Source organism: Enterobacter sp. V87_3, assembly GCF_029967835.1.
GTDB classification, from domain to species: domain Bacteria; phylum Pseudomonadota; class Gammaproteobacteria; order Enterobacterales; family Enterobacteriaceae; genus Enterobacter; species Enterobacter cancerogenus.
In genome coordinates, this window is the sequence record NZ_JASCAM010000027.1 from 1 (window position 1) to 16,431 (window position 16,431).

Annotated in this window: 16 protein-coding genes; 13 read left to right on the plus strand and 3 right to left on the minus strand. The window is 57.2% G+C overall.

Going from position 1 to position 16,431, the window contains the following annotated elements; genetic code table 11:
- Positions 1 to 244: 244 nt before the first annotated feature.
- Positions 245 to 1,195 carry a nickel/cobalt transporter gene (locus QLG21_RS16270; protein WP_282484796.1) on the plus strand — a complete coding sequence of 317 codons (951 nt, stop codon included), beginning with the start codon at positions 245 to 247 and terminating at the stop codon, positions 1,193 to 1,195.
- Positions 1,196 to 1,224: 29 nt separating this feature from the next.
- On the opposite strand, the gene proP is transcribed toward QLG21_RS16270, so the two are convergent.
- Positions 1,225 to 2,727 carry a glycine betaine/L-proline transporter ProP gene (gene proP, locus QLG21_RS16275; protein ID WP_137903610.1) on the minus strand — a complete coding sequence of 501 codons (1,503 nt, stop codon included), beginning with the start codon at positions 2,725 to 2,727 and terminating at the stop codon, positions 1,225 to 1,227.
- Positions 2,728 to 3,362: 635 nt separating this feature from the next.
- Here proP and kdgT point away from each other — a divergent pair.
- Positions 3,363 to 4,355 carry a 2-keto-3-deoxygluconate transporter gene (gene kdgT / locus QLG21_RS16280; protein ID WP_282484797.1) on the plus strand — a complete coding sequence of 331 codons (993 nt, stop codon included), beginning with the start codon at positions 3,363 to 3,365 and terminating at the stop codon, positions 4,353 to 4,355.
- Between the two features lie 43 nt (positions 4,356 to 4,398).
- On the opposite strand, the gene QLG21_RS16285 is transcribed toward kdgT, so the two are convergent.
- A complete protein-coding gene (locus QLG21_RS16285; RefSeq protein WP_282484798.1) occupies positions 4,399 to 5,274 on the minus strand; it encodes a diguanylate cyclase regulator RdcB family protein in 876 nt (291 codons plus the stop codon).
- Positions 5,271 to 7,625, minus strand: a complete 2,355-nt coding sequence (gene crfC / locus QLG21_RS16290) for a clamp-binding protein CrfC (protein ID WP_282484799.1) — start codon at positions 7,623 to 7,625, stop codon at positions 5,271 to 5,273. Before crfC ends, QLG21_RS16285 begins: the two co-directional genes overlap by 4 nt.
- A 595-nt stretch (positions 7,626 to 8,220) precedes the next feature.
- On the opposite strand from crfC, the gene QLG21_RS16295 reads away from it, so the two are divergent.
- The 11 genes from QLG21_RS16295 to phnK all read left to right on the plus strand — a co-directional run bounded on the left by QLG21_RS16295 (position 8,221) and on the right by phnK (position 16,413).
- A complete protein-coding gene (locus QLG21_RS16295; RefSeq protein WP_042321114.1) occupies positions 8,221 to 8,556 on the plus strand; it encodes a zinc ribbon domain-containing protein YjdM in 336 nt (111 codons plus the stop codon).
- 80 nt (positions 8,557 to 8,636) lie between these two features.
- Positions 8,637 to 9,080: a VOC family metalloprotein YjdN gene (gene yjdN, locus QLG21_RS16300; RefSeq protein ID WP_282484800.1), complete on the plus strand. Its 444-nt coding sequence runs from the start codon at positions 8,637 to 8,639 to the stop codon at positions 9,078 to 9,080.
- A gap of 173 nt (positions 9,081 to 9,253) precedes the next feature.
- Positions 9,254 to 10,042, plus strand: a complete 789-nt coding sequence (gene phnC / locus QLG21_RS16305) for a phosphonate ABC transporter ATP-binding protein (protein WP_282484801.1) — start codon at positions 9,254 to 9,256, stop codon at positions 10,040 to 10,042.
- A 23-nt stretch (positions 10,043 to 10,065) separates the two neighbouring features.
- Complete coding sequence (gene phnD / locus QLG21_RS16310) at positions 10,066 to 11,082, plus strand: phosphonate ABC transporter substrate-binding protein (protein ID WP_102891660.1); 1,017 nt, start codon at positions 10,066 to 10,068, stop codon at positions 11,080 to 11,082.
- Positions 11,083 to 11,199: 117 nt separating this feature from the next.
- Complete coding sequence (phnE, locus tag QLG21_RS16315; RefSeq protein ID WP_006177347.1) at positions 11,200 to 11,979, plus strand: phosphonate ABC transporter, permease protein PhnE; 780 nt, start codon at positions 11,200 to 11,202, stop codon at positions 11,977 to 11,979.
- A gap of 20 nt (positions 11,980 to 11,999) precedes the next feature.
- Entirely contained in the window at positions 12,000 to 12,725 is a 726-nt protein-coding gene (gene phnF, locus QLG21_RS16320; protein ID WP_282484802.1) for a phosphonate metabolism transcriptional regulator PhnF, read from the plus strand.
- Positions 12,726 to 13,178 (plus strand): phosphonate C-P lyase system protein PhnG, encoded by a 453-nt coding sequence (gene phnG, locus QLG21_RS16325; protein ID WP_006177350.1) that lies wholly within the window; start codon positions 12,726 to 12,728, stop codon positions 13,176 to 13,178.
- On the plus strand, positions 13,175 to 13,759 hold the full coding sequence (gene phnH, locus QLG21_RS16330; RefSeq protein WP_006177351.1) for a phosphonate C-P lyase system protein PhnH: 585 nt from the start codon (positions 13,175 to 13,177) through the stop codon (positions 13,757 to 13,759). Before phnG ends, phnH begins: the two co-directional genes overlap by 4 nt.
- Entirely contained in the window at positions 13,759 to 14,823 is a 1,065-nt protein-coding gene (locus QLG21_RS16335; protein WP_282484803.1) for a carbon-phosphorus lyase complex subunit PhnI, read from the plus strand. Before phnH ends, QLG21_RS16335 begins: the two co-directional genes overlap by 1 nt.
- Positions 14,816 to 15,661, plus strand: a complete 846-nt coding sequence (gene phnJ, locus QLG21_RS16340) for an alpha-D-ribose 1-methylphosphonate 5-phosphate C-P-lyase PhnJ (protein WP_058610476.1) — start codon at positions 14,816 to 14,818, stop codon at positions 15,659 to 15,661. Before QLG21_RS16335 ends, phnJ begins: the two co-directional genes overlap by 8 nt.
- Complete coding sequence (gene phnK / locus QLG21_RS16345; RefSeq protein ID WP_006177354.1) at positions 15,658 to 16,413, plus strand: phosphonate C-P lyase system protein PhnK; 756 nt, start codon at positions 15,658 to 15,660, stop codon at positions 16,411 to 16,413. The genes phnJ and phnK overlap by 4 nt, the downstream gene beginning before the upstream one ends.
- Positions 16,414 to 16,431 lie beyond the last annotated feature (18 nt).

The window sequence follows — 16,431 nt, forward strand, 5'->3', positions numbered from 1 at the left end:
TTGTTGTGTGAAGTGATTCACATCTGCCGTGTCGATGGAGGCGCATTATAGGGAGTTCTCGCGCCGCCGCAACCGCTAAATGACAGAAAAATGACTGACTGCTGCATTCCACAGCAAAACCCCGCCTTATACCCATTTACACACAGACTTATCCACAATCGGGCCTGCCCGCGCTGCGCGATCCTACATTTAGCGAGACAAAATCGACTATACTGGCGAAAAATACTCCCCGGCAGGTCACCCCATGACAACACAACCTCTCACCCGAGACTGGCGTATCCCCACAGCAGGAATAATGCTGCTGGTACTCCTCTTCGCAGGATTCACCCTGCATGCCCACTGGAATGCCTTTATCCAGTGGTGTCTGGCAACGCAGATTACCCTGCATCGCTATCTGGTGATGTACCTGCTTCAACTGAACAATCACCAGTACAGCGGTGGATTATGGCTAATAACGGGTGCTTTCCTTTATGGCGTACTCCACGCCATAGGTCCGGGCCATGGCAAATTCATTGTCACCACCTATCTCAGCACCAATAAAGAGAGCGAACTCGCCGCACGCGTTGTCCCCTTTCTTGGTAGCCTGATGCAGGGCGCAAGCGCCGTTCTCTTTGTCTTTATCCTGGCCGTGGGTTTTAACCTCGCCTCGGGGGATATCAGTACCAGCCGCTGGTATGTTGAGAAGATAAGCGCGGTGCTGATTGGCGCATTCGGCGCGTTTGTCATTTACCAGGCACTGAAAAGCCTGCGCCCGCGCAGAATGACCATTCGGGCCATCAGACCTCACCAGCACGATGAAAACTGCGGTTGCGGGCACCACGGCGTGGGCGCGGACCTGACAAAAGGTGACTGGAAAACGCGCCTGGGCGTGATTCTGGCAATCGGCGCGCGGCCATGCAGCGGCGCAATAATGATCCTGATGTTCTCGAACGCACTGGGGATTGTGACGTGGGGGATCGCCGCGGTAATGACGATGTCGCTGGGAACAGCGCTTTCTATTATGGGGTTATCGCTGGCAGTACGTTACGCCCGTGAACGTACGGTGGCCTGGTTCGGCGGCAGCTCCTCGTTGAGCTGGCTGGTTCCGGCGGTCAAAATTGCCGGCGGGGTCATTCTGATCCTGTTTGCCACCGTCCTGTTCCTGACGGTGATCCCCATCAGCGCCAACGGCGACTACATCGCTGCAGGATGCTAAAAAAAACCCGCCAGCGGCGGGTTTTTTTATTACTCGTTAATCCGTGGATGTTGATCCACCAGTCGGGTACGTTTTTTCTGAAGCTCTTCAATCTCTGCGTCAATGTCTTCAATCTTCTGCTCTACGTTATCGTAGTGCTCACGCAGGATATCCTTCGCTTCCGCAATATCCGAAGCGGCAGGCGTCGCCCCTTTCAGCGGACGGTTAGCCGTCTCCTTCATGGTGATACCGGTAATCAGACCAATCACCGCAATGACCATCAGATAATAAGCCGGCATCATCAGGTTCTGGGTGCTTTCCACCAGCGAGGCGGCAAGCGTCGGGGTCAGGCCCGCAATCAGAACCGAGATATTAAACGCGGCGGCCAGCGCGCTGTAGCGAATATGCGTCGGGAACATCGCCGGTAGCGTCGACGCCATAACCCCGATAAAGCAGTTAAGGATCACCGCCAGCATCAGCAGCCCGGCAAAAATCAGACCCAGCACGTTACTGTTAATCAGAATAAACGCGGGGATCGCCAGCGCAAACAGCGCAACGCTACCCAGAATAATAAAGGGCTTACGGCCAAAGCGGTCGCTCATTAACCCCATAATCGGCTGCACGAACAGCATACCGACCATGATGGCGATAATAATCAGCACGCCGTGGTCTTCAGAGTAATGCAGGTTATGCGACAGGTAGCTCGGCATATAGGTGAGCAACATGTAATAGGTCACGTTGGTCGAAATCACCAGACCGATACAGGTCAACAGGCTACGCCAGTGCTTAGTCGCAATCTCTTTAAACGACACTTTCGGGCCGTCCTGCAGTCCTTCACGGTCGCCCTGCTCCAGCTTCTCAACGTGCTGCTGGAACGCCGGTGTCTCTTCTAATGCATGACGCAGGTAAAGACCAATGATGCCCAGCGGCAATGCTATAAAGAACGGAATACGCCAGCCCCAGTCGAGGAAGTTCTCCTCACCGACAACTGTGGAGATCAGAACGACCACGCCTGCGCCCATGACAAACCCGGCAATCGAGCCAAAGTCCAGCCAGCTTCCCATAAAGCCACGCTTACGGTCCGGGGAATATTCCGCGACGAAGATCGACGCGCCGGTATATTCACCGCCCACCGAGAAGCCTTGCGCCATTTTACAGAGCAGCAGCAGGATCGGAGCCCAAATACCAATAGAGGCGTAAGACGGAATTAGGCCGATACAGAATGTACTTATCGACATAATCACAATAGTAATAGCAAGGATTTTCTGGCGACCGTATTTGTCACCTAGCATCCCGAAGAACAGGCCGCCCAGCGGGCGAATCAGGAAGGGAACAGAGAACGTACCCAGTGCTGCAATCATCTGCAGGCTGGGATCGGCACCGGGGAAGAATACTTTACCTAACGCGTAGGCCACAAAGCCGTAGACACCAAAATCAAACCACTCCATCGCATTACCGAGCGAGGCAGCGGTGATCGCTTTACGCAATTTCGCGTCATCAATGATAGTGACATCGCGAAGCGTGATGGGTTTTACCTTTTTCCTTCTAAGCATAGCTTTCCTCGTAGACTCAGCCCTGTCCGTTCCACAGTCTTTATGGCGATCTGTGAACCTGAGATCCGCTCCATGCGAATCTCCTAATTCAAGCGTAGCAGGTTTACTTACATTGACGTTTCATGTCGATACAACCGAACCTGTTGACGCCTGCATGGGCAGTTAATGACCTCTTTACCCTACCAGCGTTTATATTTGTGATCAACTTCACATATATATTTATCCCTCGTCAGCTTTCGTCAATTCATGCCAACGGCGTCCTTTTTTCACGCTTCGGGTTTAACCCTCCTCGCCGTTTTTGCACACCGGCAACAAGAAATAAACCACATTTCTTCACATCAACTTTACATAAAGTTTAATTATCAAAAAGTGCGTCTGATGTTTACATTAAATATGTGACAAAGATAACTAAAACACTGTTTTATTTTCATTGAATCATCATTCCAATGATCGCATGATAAATCCGAACTTAGCGCTCCCGGCGCGTTCTGCTGAACGTGTTCAGAAAGACCTTAATTAATTTTATTGCATGGATAACGCATTAACCGATTCCTGAGTCGATTAATCAATTGAATTTATTGCACTATTTTTTAAATTTTCCGCCAACCACGCGGGACGAGATGTGAGGGTTAAACATGAAGATTAAAGCCACGATAGAACGCATTCCCGGTGGGATGATGCTGGTTCCGCTGGTACTTGGTGCAATCTTAAATACGCTGGCGCCGGATACCGGGGCATATTTTGGCGGATTCACAAAAGGAATGATAACCGGCACGGTGCCAATTCTTGCGGTATGGTTTTTTTGTATTGGTGCATCAATAAACTTACGCGCGACGGGCACCGTATTACGCAAGTCCGGTACGCTGGTCCTCACTAAAATTGCCGTCGCCTGGATAGTGGCAATGGTCTGCGCGCTGTTTATTCCCGAAAACGGTATTCAGACCGGATTCTTTGCAGGGTTATCCGTTCTGGCCATCGTCTCCGCAATGGATATGACCAATGGTGGTTTATATGCCAGCCTGATGAACCAGTACGGCACAAAAGAAGAATCCGGGGCATTCGTATTGATGTCGCTGGAATCCGGTCCGCTGATGACAATGCTGATCCTCGGTTCTGCCGGTCTGGCGTCATTCGAACCGCATCATTTTGTCGGCGCGATCCTGCCGTTCCTGATCGGTTTTGCGTTAGGCAACCTCGACCACGATCTGCGTGATTTCTTCAGTAAAGCCACGCCGGTGCTGATTCCGTTCTTCGGTTTCGCGCTGGGTAACACTATTAACCTGAATGTGATCCTCGATACTGGCCTGCTGGGCATCGTCCTGGGTGTGGCGGTCATCGTCATCACCGGTATTCCGCTGATCATCGCCGACCGCGTGATAGGGGGAGGAAACGGCACGGCAGGGGTTGCCGCCTCTTCAGCTGCGGGTGCCGCGGTAGCAAACCCGATGATCATCGCCCAGATTAACCCTGCGTTCGAACCGGTTGCCGCCTCCGCCACCGCCCTGGTTGCCGCCAGCGTGATTGTCACCGCGATTCTGGTACCTATCATTACCGCGCTGTACGCCAAACGCTTCGGGAATGTTGCACCAGAACAACCGAAGCCTGAGCCTGTCGAAATGCATCATTAACACCATCGAGCCATCCCCTCACCCTGTGGGTGAGGGGAAAACGTTAACTGAAAATCTCTTCAACCATCCCGTCCGCCAGCCGTCTGGCAGAGCACAGCCTCGGCATACCCAGCGCCACCGTTTGCCAGTTTTGCGTCACAGACCAGCTCACCGGATGACTGTCCGCCTGACACCAGTCGCCCAACCAGCCGAGCATGTCTTTATGATCCATCAGCCCGGGAGCCGCGGGCGTCGTTAGCCATTGATGATAAAAATGGCGGGTCGCGGGAGAAGCATTAATTTCCTGCGCAAGGTAGCTGGCCGCCATGCTGCGCAGATCATCCTTAAGCATTACGGCGACGTCTTCATTTGCCAGGCGACAGGCATCGCCAAACGCCCCCCAGCGCAACTCCTCCAGGGCAATATAGCACCGCCCGGCAAGCGACCAGCCGTCATAATGCCCGGCGCGCCAGCGGGTAAAAATCTGTTCGCTGTGCTCCCCTGCCTGCACGGTAAGCCCGCGCTGGGTAAGCGCCTTCTCTTTATAAGTGGCACGTTGCTGAAAATGCGAAGAGAGTTCGCTGTACTGCTGAAGAAGGCCGGGAGACTGCGAAGCGCGCGGGCCTGCCTGCTGGCGCAGGGTCTGCAGTTTTTCCGTCATCCGGGTCAGCGCCAGATGGCCCGGGTCGAGCATACCGGCTAATTTTTCCGCCAGCCCCAGTCGCAACGCTGCATTTTCGTTGAGCATTCCCGCCATCGCCCACGGCCGCAGCCGGGTATGCGTCATTATCTCCTGCGTCAAACGCTCACGAAACTGCACCTGCTGCGGCCCGAGGTGGGCATGACGCGTCGCGTCCACCCCCTGAACAAGATCGACCATAAATTTTGGATGAATACACTCCAGCGTCCGCCCGGGACCGTCCAGTAGCTGTGTTGTCATGGTTGCTCTGCCGCGAATAAGGTTTGAATATCATCGCGTAACAGTCGGGTATCTTCCTGAATCCACGTCGCAGTCGTAATACTTTGTTTCAACAGCTGGCTGAGCGCCCGGGTGGCGTGCTCATTTTGCTGACGAACTGCGAGGCTATCACGCAAGCTTTCTTGTAACCCGGTCAGGCATAGCGAAAATTCTGCAAAGAACGTTGCCATACCCGCCCTGACAGAGACATCGACCTGCGCCGACAAAGCTTTACGGATTTGTTCACAAAACTGGTCAATATGCTGCTTAAACTTGTCATGGAGCTGACCAACGTCAATAACATACCGCGTTCGCGTCACCACATAATCTTCCCAGCCCCAGCCCGGATTGTTCAGCCAGCGGGATACCGTATCGCGCACACCCCCCGTCACCGACGGCTGACCGGCCGGGCGGTTATCCAGCACGATAGCGTCGTTGAACAGCCCCCGCGTGTTGAAGTTAAGCTGGTTTGCCTGAAACGCCGGGAAGCTGATCCTCGCCCGGAACCCGGCATGGCTCAGCTGTTCCTTAATGCGCGTCTCAATGGGACGCATCGCCTCATTCAGCGAGCGCGCCAGCGTAGATTCCAGCTGATCGAAGCGGAGCGCCAGCTCCCGGCTGATTTTATTCTGTGCATCCAGCATGATCAGCTCGCAGGAAGAGCGGATCTTGCTCAGCACCACCTGCGCCTGCCCTTCATCTTCCAGCACCAGCTGGAGCAGCGCGTCCGGCTCACTATGGCGCGGGCTATGTGGATCAACCCCCGCGACATTCAATAGCGCCTGGCGGCTAAAGACATCGCCAATCGCCTGTCGAAGCGAGCGATTTTGCTGAGCCATAAACGCATCGGTGGCAGTAAGGGTCTGCTCAACCTCATGCGCCACTTCATCGCTGACCACGTTCTGGCGCGTCTGCAACATCGCCATATCGTCTTCAAGCCGGGCGATATTCAGTTCCAGTTCGCCAAAGGCCACCGTCAGCCCCTGATAGCGGAAATCAAGATACTCCCGGGCGTTTTGCGCATAGTTCAGCAACTTATGCGATGCTGAGCGCAGGGCAAACAGCGACGCATTGGCATAGGCGGCGTAAATGAGCTTACGGATCGGCTGCTCAAACAACGAGTCTTCCCACAGCAGATCGGCGGCATGACGGATATGGTCGATATCATCTAAATCAGCCGTGCGCCAGCGGCGCCCTAGCGCCGCTTCGGCAAAATCCTGCACCCAACGCTGGGCCTGATGATTAGGCAACCGCCCGTGAGTGGTCAGCTCATAGCGCGCGCGGTTTGCCAGATACGCCCACATGGATGAGACCGGGTAAATCTGCCCTGGAGAGATATTTCCCTTCATCAGCGTGCCGGAGATCATCGCCCGCACCTGCTCTTCGTCATCGCTGTTGCGATCTTTCTGATCGAATTTATTCACCAGGGCGTACAGCGGCACCGATTTCCCTGCGGCGGAAATCGCCTGGCGCACCTCGTGGTCGGAAATCGACTTAAGCTGGGTATAATCCATTACTGCCAGCACCGCCGAGGCGCGCGCCAGCTGTTCGGCGAGCATTTTTTGCAAATGCGGCTGCCCGGCCTCGTTTGGCCCCGGCGTGTCGAGCAGCGTCAGCTGGCCCAGATGCGCGTCCAGACCCGCCAGGTGAACAAACTCCACCTCGATCACCGGGATGTGCTCAATGGCCGCATATTCAGAGAACGGAAAATCCACGCCCAGCGCCAGCGAGAGGCGAACCAGGTCGTTCAGGCTTTTCAGGCAGTGGAATATCGGCTCGGCCCCCAGGTGATGCTTTTCAAACGCCTCACCTTTTTCGATCCGCTCCAGCAGGGTGTTCATGTCTTTATCAACTTCCAGCCGCTGCGCCAGCTTGCCGCGATCGTAATCGCAGAGCTTTTGCTGCAACTGCTGGATCAACGCATCAATAGGCGAGACATGAGAGAAGTGCAGGATCGGCTCCTTCTGCCCTGGCGTATGGCGGATGAGCGTAGGCAACGCGGTCATGGGCCGGTTACGGTTCGGCAGCACTTCCGTTCCGACAATCGCATTAATGGTGGTGGACTTACCGGCCTTCATGGTCCCGACAATGGCCAATACCATTTCAAGACGGGTTATTTTGCGTAATTCATTATTCAGCATGGCCTGCTGCGCGTCGACGCCGCGCGTGCTGAAATGCAAAGGCAAAACATTATTCTTTTCACCGCTCATGGCGGATGTTGTGCTGTTCAACATCGCCATCGGCATTGATTTCAACGTATCGAGATTCTGCAGGGAAAGCTGTAACAAGCGTTCAGCTTCCTGGCTTAATTCAAAAATAGTCTGTGTGTGCATGATAAAAGCCTTCCCCTAACGCAAATTTATTACTTTTATTAAGCTACGTTGTTTTAATTATTGTTTTACGGCTTATATGATCACGTATGGAAAACACGTTCGCTAAATATAACTATTTGATGGCAATCAAAAATTAATTACTTTCCGTGCCAGATATGTAAAGCATCACCCTTGACCAGAAAGCCAAAAGATTAAAAGCTAAGCCTGTTTTCAGGAAACTTCAGGATATATCATCATTATTTACCCACCTAAAATGAGGGGTATCCTCTCATCGTCACGGAATGCGTAACCTGAGCGTTCGCGGGAAAATAACAGCGTGTTGCTTAACCTTATCCGAAATGGCAGGGCGTAGCAATTTGATGCAATAAAATATTCGATATATTTAGCGCAATTGCTTTCCGGCGAGGTCGTGCCATCAGAATGGCTAAAACGACTGACAGGAAATGTCATTCCTGGCGCGTATTTCACCCGTTTTTATTTCTGAATGTCACCGACAACAGTGTGGATTTGCGCTATACTTGCCGCCTTTTTCGGCACTCTGCCGTCATTTAGCTGGCATTTTCCAGCGTGTTAACCACTTTTTGAGGATACCAACATGTCACTTCCACACTGCCCAAAATGCAACTCTGAATACACCTATGAAGATAGCGGAATGTTTATCTGCCCGGAATGCGCTCACGAATGGAATGACGCAGAGCCTTCGCAGGATAACGATGCGCTGGTAGTGAAAGATGCTAACGGTAACCTGCTGGCAGACGGCGACAGCGTAACCGTAGTGAAAGACCTGAAGGTAAAAGGCAGCTCCTCCATGCTGAAAATCGGCACTAAAGTGAAGAATATCCGTCTGGTGGAAGGCGACCATAATATTGATTGCAAAATCGACGGCTTTGGCCCGATGAAGCTGAAATCCGAGTTCGTGAAAAAGAACTGATTTCCCTGCCCGGTGGCGCTTCGCTTACCGGGCTGTCTGGCACTACACTTAATGGGCTTTTCTTACCTGAGGTAATGATTATGCCATTAAGTCCCTACATCTCATTCTCCGGCAATTGTGCAGAAGCGTCCGCCTTCTATCAGCACGCGCTCGGTGCAGACATTCTCTATTCAATGACCTACGGCGACATGCCGAAAGACGACAGCAGCGAAGAAGGCTGCCCCTCCGGCATGCAGTTCCCTGATACGGCCATCGCCCACTCCAACGTTCGCATCGCGGGCAGCGATATCATGATGAGCGACGGCCTGCCGCCCGGTAGCAGCGCGCAATACGCCGGTTTCACGCTGGTACTGGACACGCAGGACGTGGCAGAAGGTAAACGCTGGTTCGATAACCTGGCCGAAGGCGGCAACGTTGACATGGCCTGGCAGGAGACCTTCTGGGCGCACGGGTTCGGGAAAGTCACCGACAAATACGGCGTGCCGTGGATGATTAACGTGGTTAAACAGCAACAAACGTCGTAGGCGGGATAAGCGCAGCGTAGCCGGCAACAACGCCCGGTGACGTTGCGCTGACCGGTCCTGCATGGACTGTCATCGCTTTCACCTCAACTCTTCAACTTCCCGCAACCGGAACTTAACCCAAATGTCATATTGATGCGCCAGCATGAGGCCACATTTTCAATGAGGCCCCGCACATGCAAACCGTCATCCGCGTCGAGAAACTCAGCAAGACCTTTCATCACAACAAGGCTCTGCACGCCGTTGATCTGACCGTCCAGCAGGGCGAAATGGTGGCGCTGCTGGGGCCATCCGGTTCAGGAAAATCCACCCTGCTGCGCCATTTAAGCGGCCTCATTACCTGCGATAAAACGCCGGAAAGCCACGTCGAGTTGCTGGGTAACACCGTCCAGCGCGCCGGCCGTCTTGCGAGCGATATCCGTAAAAGCCGCGCCCAGACGGGCTATATCTTCCAGCAGTTCAACCTGGTGAACCGCCTGACGGTGCTGGAGAACGTGCTCATCGGCGCGCTCGGCAGCACCCCGTTCTGGCGCACCTGCCTGCGCTGGTTCTCTCCCCAACAGAAGCAAGAGGCGCTGCAGGCGCTGACCCGCGTCGGCATGGCCCATTTCGCCCACCAGCGCGTGTCTAGCCTGTCCGGTGGACAACAGCAGCGCGTCGCGATTGCCCGCGCCCTGATGCAGAAAGCGAAAATCATTCTGGCCGATGAACCCATCGCCTCGCTGGATCCGGAATCGGCGCGCATCGTGATGGAGACCCTGCGCGACATCAACCAGAACGACGGCATCACCGTGGTGGTCACGCTGCACCAGGTGGACTACGCCCTGCGCTACTGCGAACGCATCGTCGCCCTGCGTCAGGGACATGTGTTCTTTGATGGCGCAAGCCATCAGTTTGATAACGACCGTTTTGACCATCTCTACCGCAGCATAAACCGCGTCGAAGAGAGCGCGCAGGCTGCTTAATTCACCCGATCCGAGGAAAGTACATGAGCTACAAAGCCGTTGCCGCGCTGGCATTTACCAGCATGTTCAGCATCAGCACCCTGTTAAGCCCGGCGTACGCCCAGGAGCAGGAAAAAGCGCTGAACTTTGGCATTATTTCGACGGAGTCACAGCAAAACCTGAAGCCTCAGTGGGAACCGTTCCTGAAAGATATGGAAACTAAACTGGGGATCAAAGTGAACGCCTTCTTCGCCCCGGATTACGCGGGCATCATCCAGGGGATGCGCTTTAACAAAGTGGACATCGCCTGGTACGGCAACCTCTCCGCAATGGAAGCGGTAGACCGCGCCAACGGCCAGGTGTTTGCGCAGACCGTGGCGGCAGATGGCTCCCCGGGCTACTGGAGCGTGCTGATTGTTAACAAAGACAGCCCGATCAATAACCTCAACGATCTGCTCGCCAAACGCAAGGATCTGACCTTTGGCAACGGCGACCCGAACTCCACCTCCGGGTTCCTGGTGCCGGGCTATTACGTCTTCGCCAAAAACAACGCCTCCGCCAGCGACTTCAAGCGCACCGTCAACGCCAGCCACGAAACCAACGCCCTGGCCGTCGCGAACAAGCAGGTGGACGTTGCAACCAACAACACCGAAAACCTCGACAAGCTGAAGACCTCCGCGCCGGACAAGCTGAAAGAACTGAAGGTGATCTGGAAATCACCGCTGATCCCGGGCGACCCGATCGTGTGGCGTAAAAACCTCTCCGAAAGCACCAAGGACAAGGTGTACGACTTCTTTATGACCTACGGCAAAACGCCGGAAGAAAAAGCCGTTCTGGAGAAGCTGGGCTGGGCGCCGTTCCGCGCCTCAAGTGACCTGCAGCTGGTCCCGATTCGCCAGCTGGCGCTGTTCAAACAGATGCAGGGCGTGAAGGACAACAAGGGGCTGAAGGAAGAGGAGAAGACCAGCAAAGTGTCTGAAATTCAGGCGCAGCTGGACGATCTCGACCGCCTGACCGCCGCGCTCGGCGCGATGACCAGCGTGAATAAAGCGGTGCAGTAACTCTTTTCTCCCTCTCCCTGTGGGAGAGGGCCGGGGTGAGGGCATCAGCGCGCACATTTCCCCCTCACCCTTACCCTCTCCCTCAAGGGAGAGGGGACTAAACCCAAAGGAGTCACCATGCAAACCATCACACTCCCACCGCCAAAGCGCAGCTGGTTCTCGCTGATCAGCTGGGCCATTCTGCTGGCGGTGCTCGTTATCTCCTGGAAGGGCGCGGAAATGGACCCGCTGCTGCTGGTCAAAGACGCGGGCAACATGGCGACCTTCGCCGCCGATTTCTTCCCGCCGGACTTCAGCCAGTGGCAGGATTACCTTGGCGAAATGGCCATTACCCTGCAAATCGCCGTCTGGGGCACCGCCCTCGCCGTCATCCTCTCCATCCCGTTTGGCCTGATGAGCGCCGAAAACATCGTGCCATGGTGGGTTTATCAGCCGATGCGCCGCCTGATGGACGCCTGCCGCGCCATCAATGAAATGGTCTTCGCCATGTTGTTTGTGGTCGCCGTCGGTCTCGGCCCGTTTGCGGGCGTAATGGCGCTGTTTATACACACCACCGGCGTGCTCTCCAAGCTGCTCTCCGAAGCGGTGGAAGCCATTGAACCTGGCCCGGTCGAGGGCATACGCGCCACCGGGGCCAACAAAATTGAAGAGATCCTCTACGGCGTACTGCCGCAGGTCATGCCGCTGCTGATCTCCTATTCGCTCTACCGCTTTGAATCTAACGTTCGCTCGGCAACCGTCGTCGGCATGGTCGGCGCGGGCGGGATTGGCGTCACCCTGTGGGAAGCGATTCGCGGCTTCCAGTTCCAGCAAACCTGCGCCCTGATGGTGCTCATCATCATCACCGTCAGCCTGCTGGATTTCCTCTCTCAACGTTTGCGTAAGCACTTCATCTGAGAAGCGAGGCTTTGTTATCTATGCACTTATCCAGACATCCGACCAGTTACCCCACCCGCTGGCAGGAGATCGCGGCGAAGCTCGAAGTGGAGTTGCGCACGCACTACCGCTGCGGGGACTATCTGCCCGCCGAGCAGCAGCTTGCTGACCGCTACGAGGTCAACCGCCACACCCTGCGCCGGGCTATCGATCAGCTGGTCGAGCGCGGCTGGGTGCAGCGCCGTCAGGGCGTCGGCGTACTGGTGCTGATGCGCCCGTTCGACTACCCGCTGAATGCGCAGGCGCGCTTTAGCCAGAACCTGCTCGATCAGGGCAGCCACCCGACCAGCGAAAAGCTGCTGTCGGTGTTGCGCCCGGCCTCCAGCCACGTGGCGGACGCGCTGGGCATTGCCGAAGGTGAAAACGTCGTACACCTGCGCACCCTGCGCCGGGTCAACGGCGTGGCGGTGTGCCAGATCGACCACTACTTTGCCGACCTCAGCCTCTGGCCGGTGCTGCAACACTTCGCCAGCGGTTCGCTGCATGAATTTCTGCAGGATGCCACGGGCATCGCGCTCAAACGCACCCAGACGCGCATCAGCGCTCGCCGCGCGCAGGCAAAAGAGAGCAAGGTGCTGGAGATCCCCAACATGGCCCCGCTGCTCTGCGTGCGCACCCTCAACCACCGTGACGGCGAAATCAACGCAACGGAGTACTCCGTCAGCCTGACCCGCGCCGACATGATTGAATTCACCATGGAGCACTGAATGCACTTCGATACCGCCACCCGTCAGCGCTGGATGCGCGTCCTGGCCCACAGCCAGCCCGCTGCGCTGCAGGCGCGCATGAACGCGCTCAATCTGGCCCCCGATTACGAGACCCTCCGCGCCCCGGAAATTGGCCTGGTACAAATCCAGGCGCGCATGGGCGGCACGGGCGATCGCTTTTTTGCCGGCGATGCCACCCTCACCCGCGCCGTTATTCGTCTGAACAGCGGCACGCTGGGTTACGGCTACGTTCTCGGACGCGATAAACAGCACGCCGAACGCTGCGCGGTAATCGACGCGCTGCTGCAGGAACACCCGCATTTCCAGTCGCTTATGGAAACCCTGATTGCCCCGCTGGAAGCCGACCGCGCCGCGCGCCTTGCCGCCCGTCAGGCCGAGGTCAACACCAGCCGGGTCGACTTCTTTACGCTCGTTCGCGGAGATAACGCATGACGCTTCAACCCGCTTTTACCCTGGCCGTCCAGGATGCCCAACAAAGTTTTCGTCGCCTGCTGAAAGCCATGAGCGAGCCGGGCGTCATCGTCTCGCTGCATCAGCTTTCGCAGGGCTGGCTGCCGCTGAACCTCGCCACCACCAGCGTGCTGCTGACGCTGGCCGACAACGACACGCCGGTGTGGCTTTCCGGCGCGATGGCGAACGATATTGCCTGTCAGAACCTGCGTTTTCACACCAGCGCCCCGCTGGTTGATCAGCCCCAGCAGGCGGTGTTTGCCGTGGCCGACGAGCAGATCAGCCACGAGCAACTCAACGCCCTGAGCGAAGGCAGCGCCGTGGCCCCGGAAACCAGCGCCACGCTGATCCTGCAGGTCGCCAGCCTAAGCGGTGGCCGCATGCTGCGCCTGACCGGCGCGGGCATTGCCGATGAACGCATGGTCGCCCCGCAGCTGCCGGAGTGCATCATCCATGAGCTGACCGAGCGTCCGCATCCGTTCCCGCTCGGCATCGACCTGATCCTCACCTGCGGCGAACGCCTGCTGGCGATCCCGCGGACCACCCACGTGGAGGTGTGCTGATGTACGTAGCCGTTAAAGGGGGCGAGAAGGCGATTGCCGCCGCCCATGCGCTGCAGGCGCACCGGCGTCGGGGCGATGCCCAGCTTCCCGAGCTGAGCGTTGCCCAGGTTGAGCAGCAGTTAAACCTGGCCGTCGACCGCGTAATGACCGAAGGCGGCGTTGCCGACCGCGAGCTGGCGGCGCTGGCGCTGAAGCAGGCCAGCGGCGATAACGTCGAAGCGATTTTCCTGCTGCGTGCGTACCGCACCACGCTGGCAAAGCTGGCGGTGAGCGAGCCGTTGAACACCGCCGACATGCGCCTGGAGCGCCGTATCTCGGCCGTCTACAAGGACATTCCCGGTGGTCAGCTGCTTGGCCCGACCTACGATTACACCCACCGCCTGCTGGATTTCACCCTGCTGGCAAACGGCGACGCGCCGTCGCTTGCCACCTCCGATGCCGCGCAGGAAGCCTCTCCGCACGTCTTTAGCCTGCTGGCGAAGCAGGGCCTGGCAAAAGCGGAAGAAGATTCTGGCACGGTGCCTGACGACATTACCCGCACGCCGTCGGTCTATCCGTGCTCACGCTCGTCGCGCCTGCAGCAACTGATGCGCGGCGACGAGGGGTATCTTCTGGCGCTGGCCTACTCCACCCAGCGCGGCTACGGGCGCAACCACCCGTTTGCGGCGGAGATCCGCAGCGGCTATATCGACGTCAATATCGTGCCGGAAGAGCTCGGTTTTGCAGTAAACGTCGGCGAACTGCTGGTCACCGAATGCGAAATGGTTAACGGCTTTGTCGCGCCGGAGAACGATGACCCGCACTTTACCCGCGGATACGGACTGGTGTTCGGCCTGGGCGAGCGCAAGGCGATGGCGATGGCGCTGGTTGACCGTGCGCTCCAGGCGCCGGACTACGGCGAGCACGTCGCAGGCCCGGCGCAGGACGAAGAGTTCGTGCTGGCCCACGCCGACAACGTCGAGGCCGCAGGTTTTGTGTCGCACCTCAAGCTGCCCCACTACGTCGATTTCCAGGCCGAACTGGAACTGCTGAAACGCCTGCAACGGGAGCGCAAACATGGCTAACTTAAGCGGCTACAACTTTGCCTATCTGGACGAGCAAACCAAACGCATGATCCGCCGCGCCATCCTGAAAGCCGTCGCCATTCCGGGCTATCAGGTGCCGTTCGGCGGACGCGAAATGCCGATGCCCTACGGCTGGGGCACCGGCGGCATTCAGCTCACCGCCAGCGTCATCGGCGAAGCGGACGTGCTGAAGGTTATCGACCAGGGCGCGGACGACACCACCAACGCGGTGTCAATTCGCAACTTCTTCAAACGCGTCACGGGCGTGAACACCACCGAAAAAACCGAAGACGCGACGCTGATCCAGACCCGTCACCGCATCCCTGAAACGCCGCTCGCGGAAGATCAGATTTTGATTTTCCAGGTGCCCATCCCGGAGCCGCTGCGCTTTATCGAGCCGCGCGAAACCGAGACCCGCACCATGCATGCTCTGGAAGAGTACGGCGTGATGCAGGTGAAGCTGTACGAGGATATCGCCCGCTTCGGCCATATCGCCACCACTTACGCCTACCCGGTAAAGGTAAACGGGCGCTACGTGATGGACCCGTCCCCGATCCCGAAATTCGATAACCCGAAGATGGACATGATGCCCGCCCTCCAGCTGTTTGGTGCCGGGCGCGAAAAACGCATTTATGCCGTTCCGCCCTATACCCGCGTGGAGAGTCTCGATTTTGACGACCATCCGTTTACGGTGCAGGCCTGGGACGAGCCGTGCGCCATCTGCGGCTCAACGCACAGCTATCTGGACGAAGTGGTGCTGGATGATACGGGCAAACGGATGTTTGTCTGCTCCGACACCGACTACTGCCGCCAACAGAGCGAGGCCAACAGCCAATGAAACCGCTGCTTTCGGTTAACAACCTGACCCACCTTTACGCGCCGGGCAAAGGCTTTAGCGACGTGTCGTTCGAGCTGTGGCCAGGGGAAGTACTGGGGATCGTCGGCGAGTCCGGCTCCGGCAAAACCACCCTGCTGAAATCGATCTCCGCGCGTCTGACGCCACAAAACGGCGACATTCTCTATGAGGGGGCGTCGCTGTACGGCATGAGCGAGGCCGAGCGCCGCCGCCTGCTGCGCACCGAGTGGGGCGTAGTGCATCAGCACCCGATGGACGGCCTGCGCCGTCAGGTTTCGGCGGGGGGCAATATCGGCGAACGGCTGATGGCGACCGGCGCGCGCCACTACGGCAACATCCGCGCCACGGCGCAGCACTGGCTGGAGGAGGTTGAGATCCCCGCCTCGCGCATCGACGACCTGCCAACCACCTTTTCCGGCGGTATGCAGCAGCGCTTACAGATTGCCCGCAATCTGGTGACCCATCCGAAGCTGGTGTTTATGGATGAGCCAACGGGCGGCCTCGACGTCTCCGTGCAGGCGCGACTGCTCGACCTGCTGCGCGGTCTGGTGGTGGAGCTGAACCTGGCGGTGGTGATTGTCACCCACGATTTGGGCGTTGCGCGCCTGCTGGCCGACCGTCTGCTGGTGATGAAGCAGGGTCAGGTGGTGGAAAGTGGGTTAACCGACCGCGTGCTCGACGATCCGCATCATCCGTACACCCAGCTGCTGGTGTCGTCGGTGTTGCAGAACTGAGGCCGCTGTCGCCGGGTG

Bases quoted from the DNA above. Each gene is read 5' to 3' on its own strand.
- kdgT (WP_282484797.1), top strand. From the start codon at position 3,363: ATGAAGATTAAAGCCACGATAGAACGCATTCCCGGTGGGATGATGCTG.
- phnC (WP_282484801.1), top strand. From the start codon at position 9,254: ATGCAAACCGTCATCCGCGTCGAGAAACTCAGCAAGACCTTTCATCAC.
- phnE (WP_006177347.1), top strand. From the start codon at position 11,200: ATGCAAACCATCACACTCCCACCGCCAAAGCGCAGCTGGTTCTCGCTG.
- phnH (WP_006177351.1), top strand. From the start codon at position 13,175: ATGACGCTTCAACCCGCTTTTACCCTGGCCGTCCAGGATGCCCAACAA.
- QLG21_RS16270 (WP_282484796.1), top strand. From the start codon at position 245: ATGACAACACAACCTCTCACCCGAGACTGGCGTATCCCCACAGCAGGA.
- phnJ (WP_058610476.1), top strand. From the start codon at position 14,816: ATGGCTAACTTAAGCGGCTACAACTTTGCCTATCTGGACGAGCAAACC.
- QLG21_RS16295 (WP_042321114.1), top strand. From the start codon at position 8,221: ATGTCACTTCCACACTGCCCAAAATGCAACTCTGAATACACCTATGAA.
- phnD (WP_102891660.1), top strand. From the start codon at position 10,066: ATGAGCTACAAAGCCGTTGCCGCGCTGGCATTTACCAGCATGTTCAGC.
- phnF (WP_282484802.1), top strand. From the start codon at position 12,000: ATGCACTTATCCAGACATCCGACCAGTTACCCCACCCGCTGGCAGGAG.
- QLG21_RS16285 (WP_282484798.1), bottom strand. From the start codon at position 5,274: ATGACAACACAGCTACTGGACGGTCCCGGGCGGACGCTGGAGTGTATT.
- phnK (WP_006177354.1), top strand. From the start codon at position 15,658: ATGAAACCGCTGCTTTCGGTTAACAACCTGACCCACCTTTACGCGCCG.
- proP (WP_137903610.1), bottom strand. From the start codon at position 2,727: ATGCTTAGAAGGAAAAAGGTAAAACCCATCACGCTTCGCGATGTCACT.
- crfC (WP_282484799.1), bottom strand. From the start codon at position 7,625: ATGCACACACAGACTATTTTTGAATTAAGCCAGGAAGCTGAACGCTTG.
- yjdN (WP_282484800.1), top strand. From the start codon at position 8,637: ATGCCATTAAGTCCCTACATCTCATTCTCCGGCAATTGTGCAGAAGCG.
- QLG21_RS16335 (WP_282484803.1), top strand. From the start codon at position 13,759: ATGTACGTAGCCGTTAAAGGGGGCGAGAAGGCGATTGCCGCCGCCCAT.
- phnG (WP_006177350.1), top strand. From the start codon at position 12,726: ATGCACTTCGATACCGCCACCCGTCAGCGCTGGATGCGCGTCCTGGCC.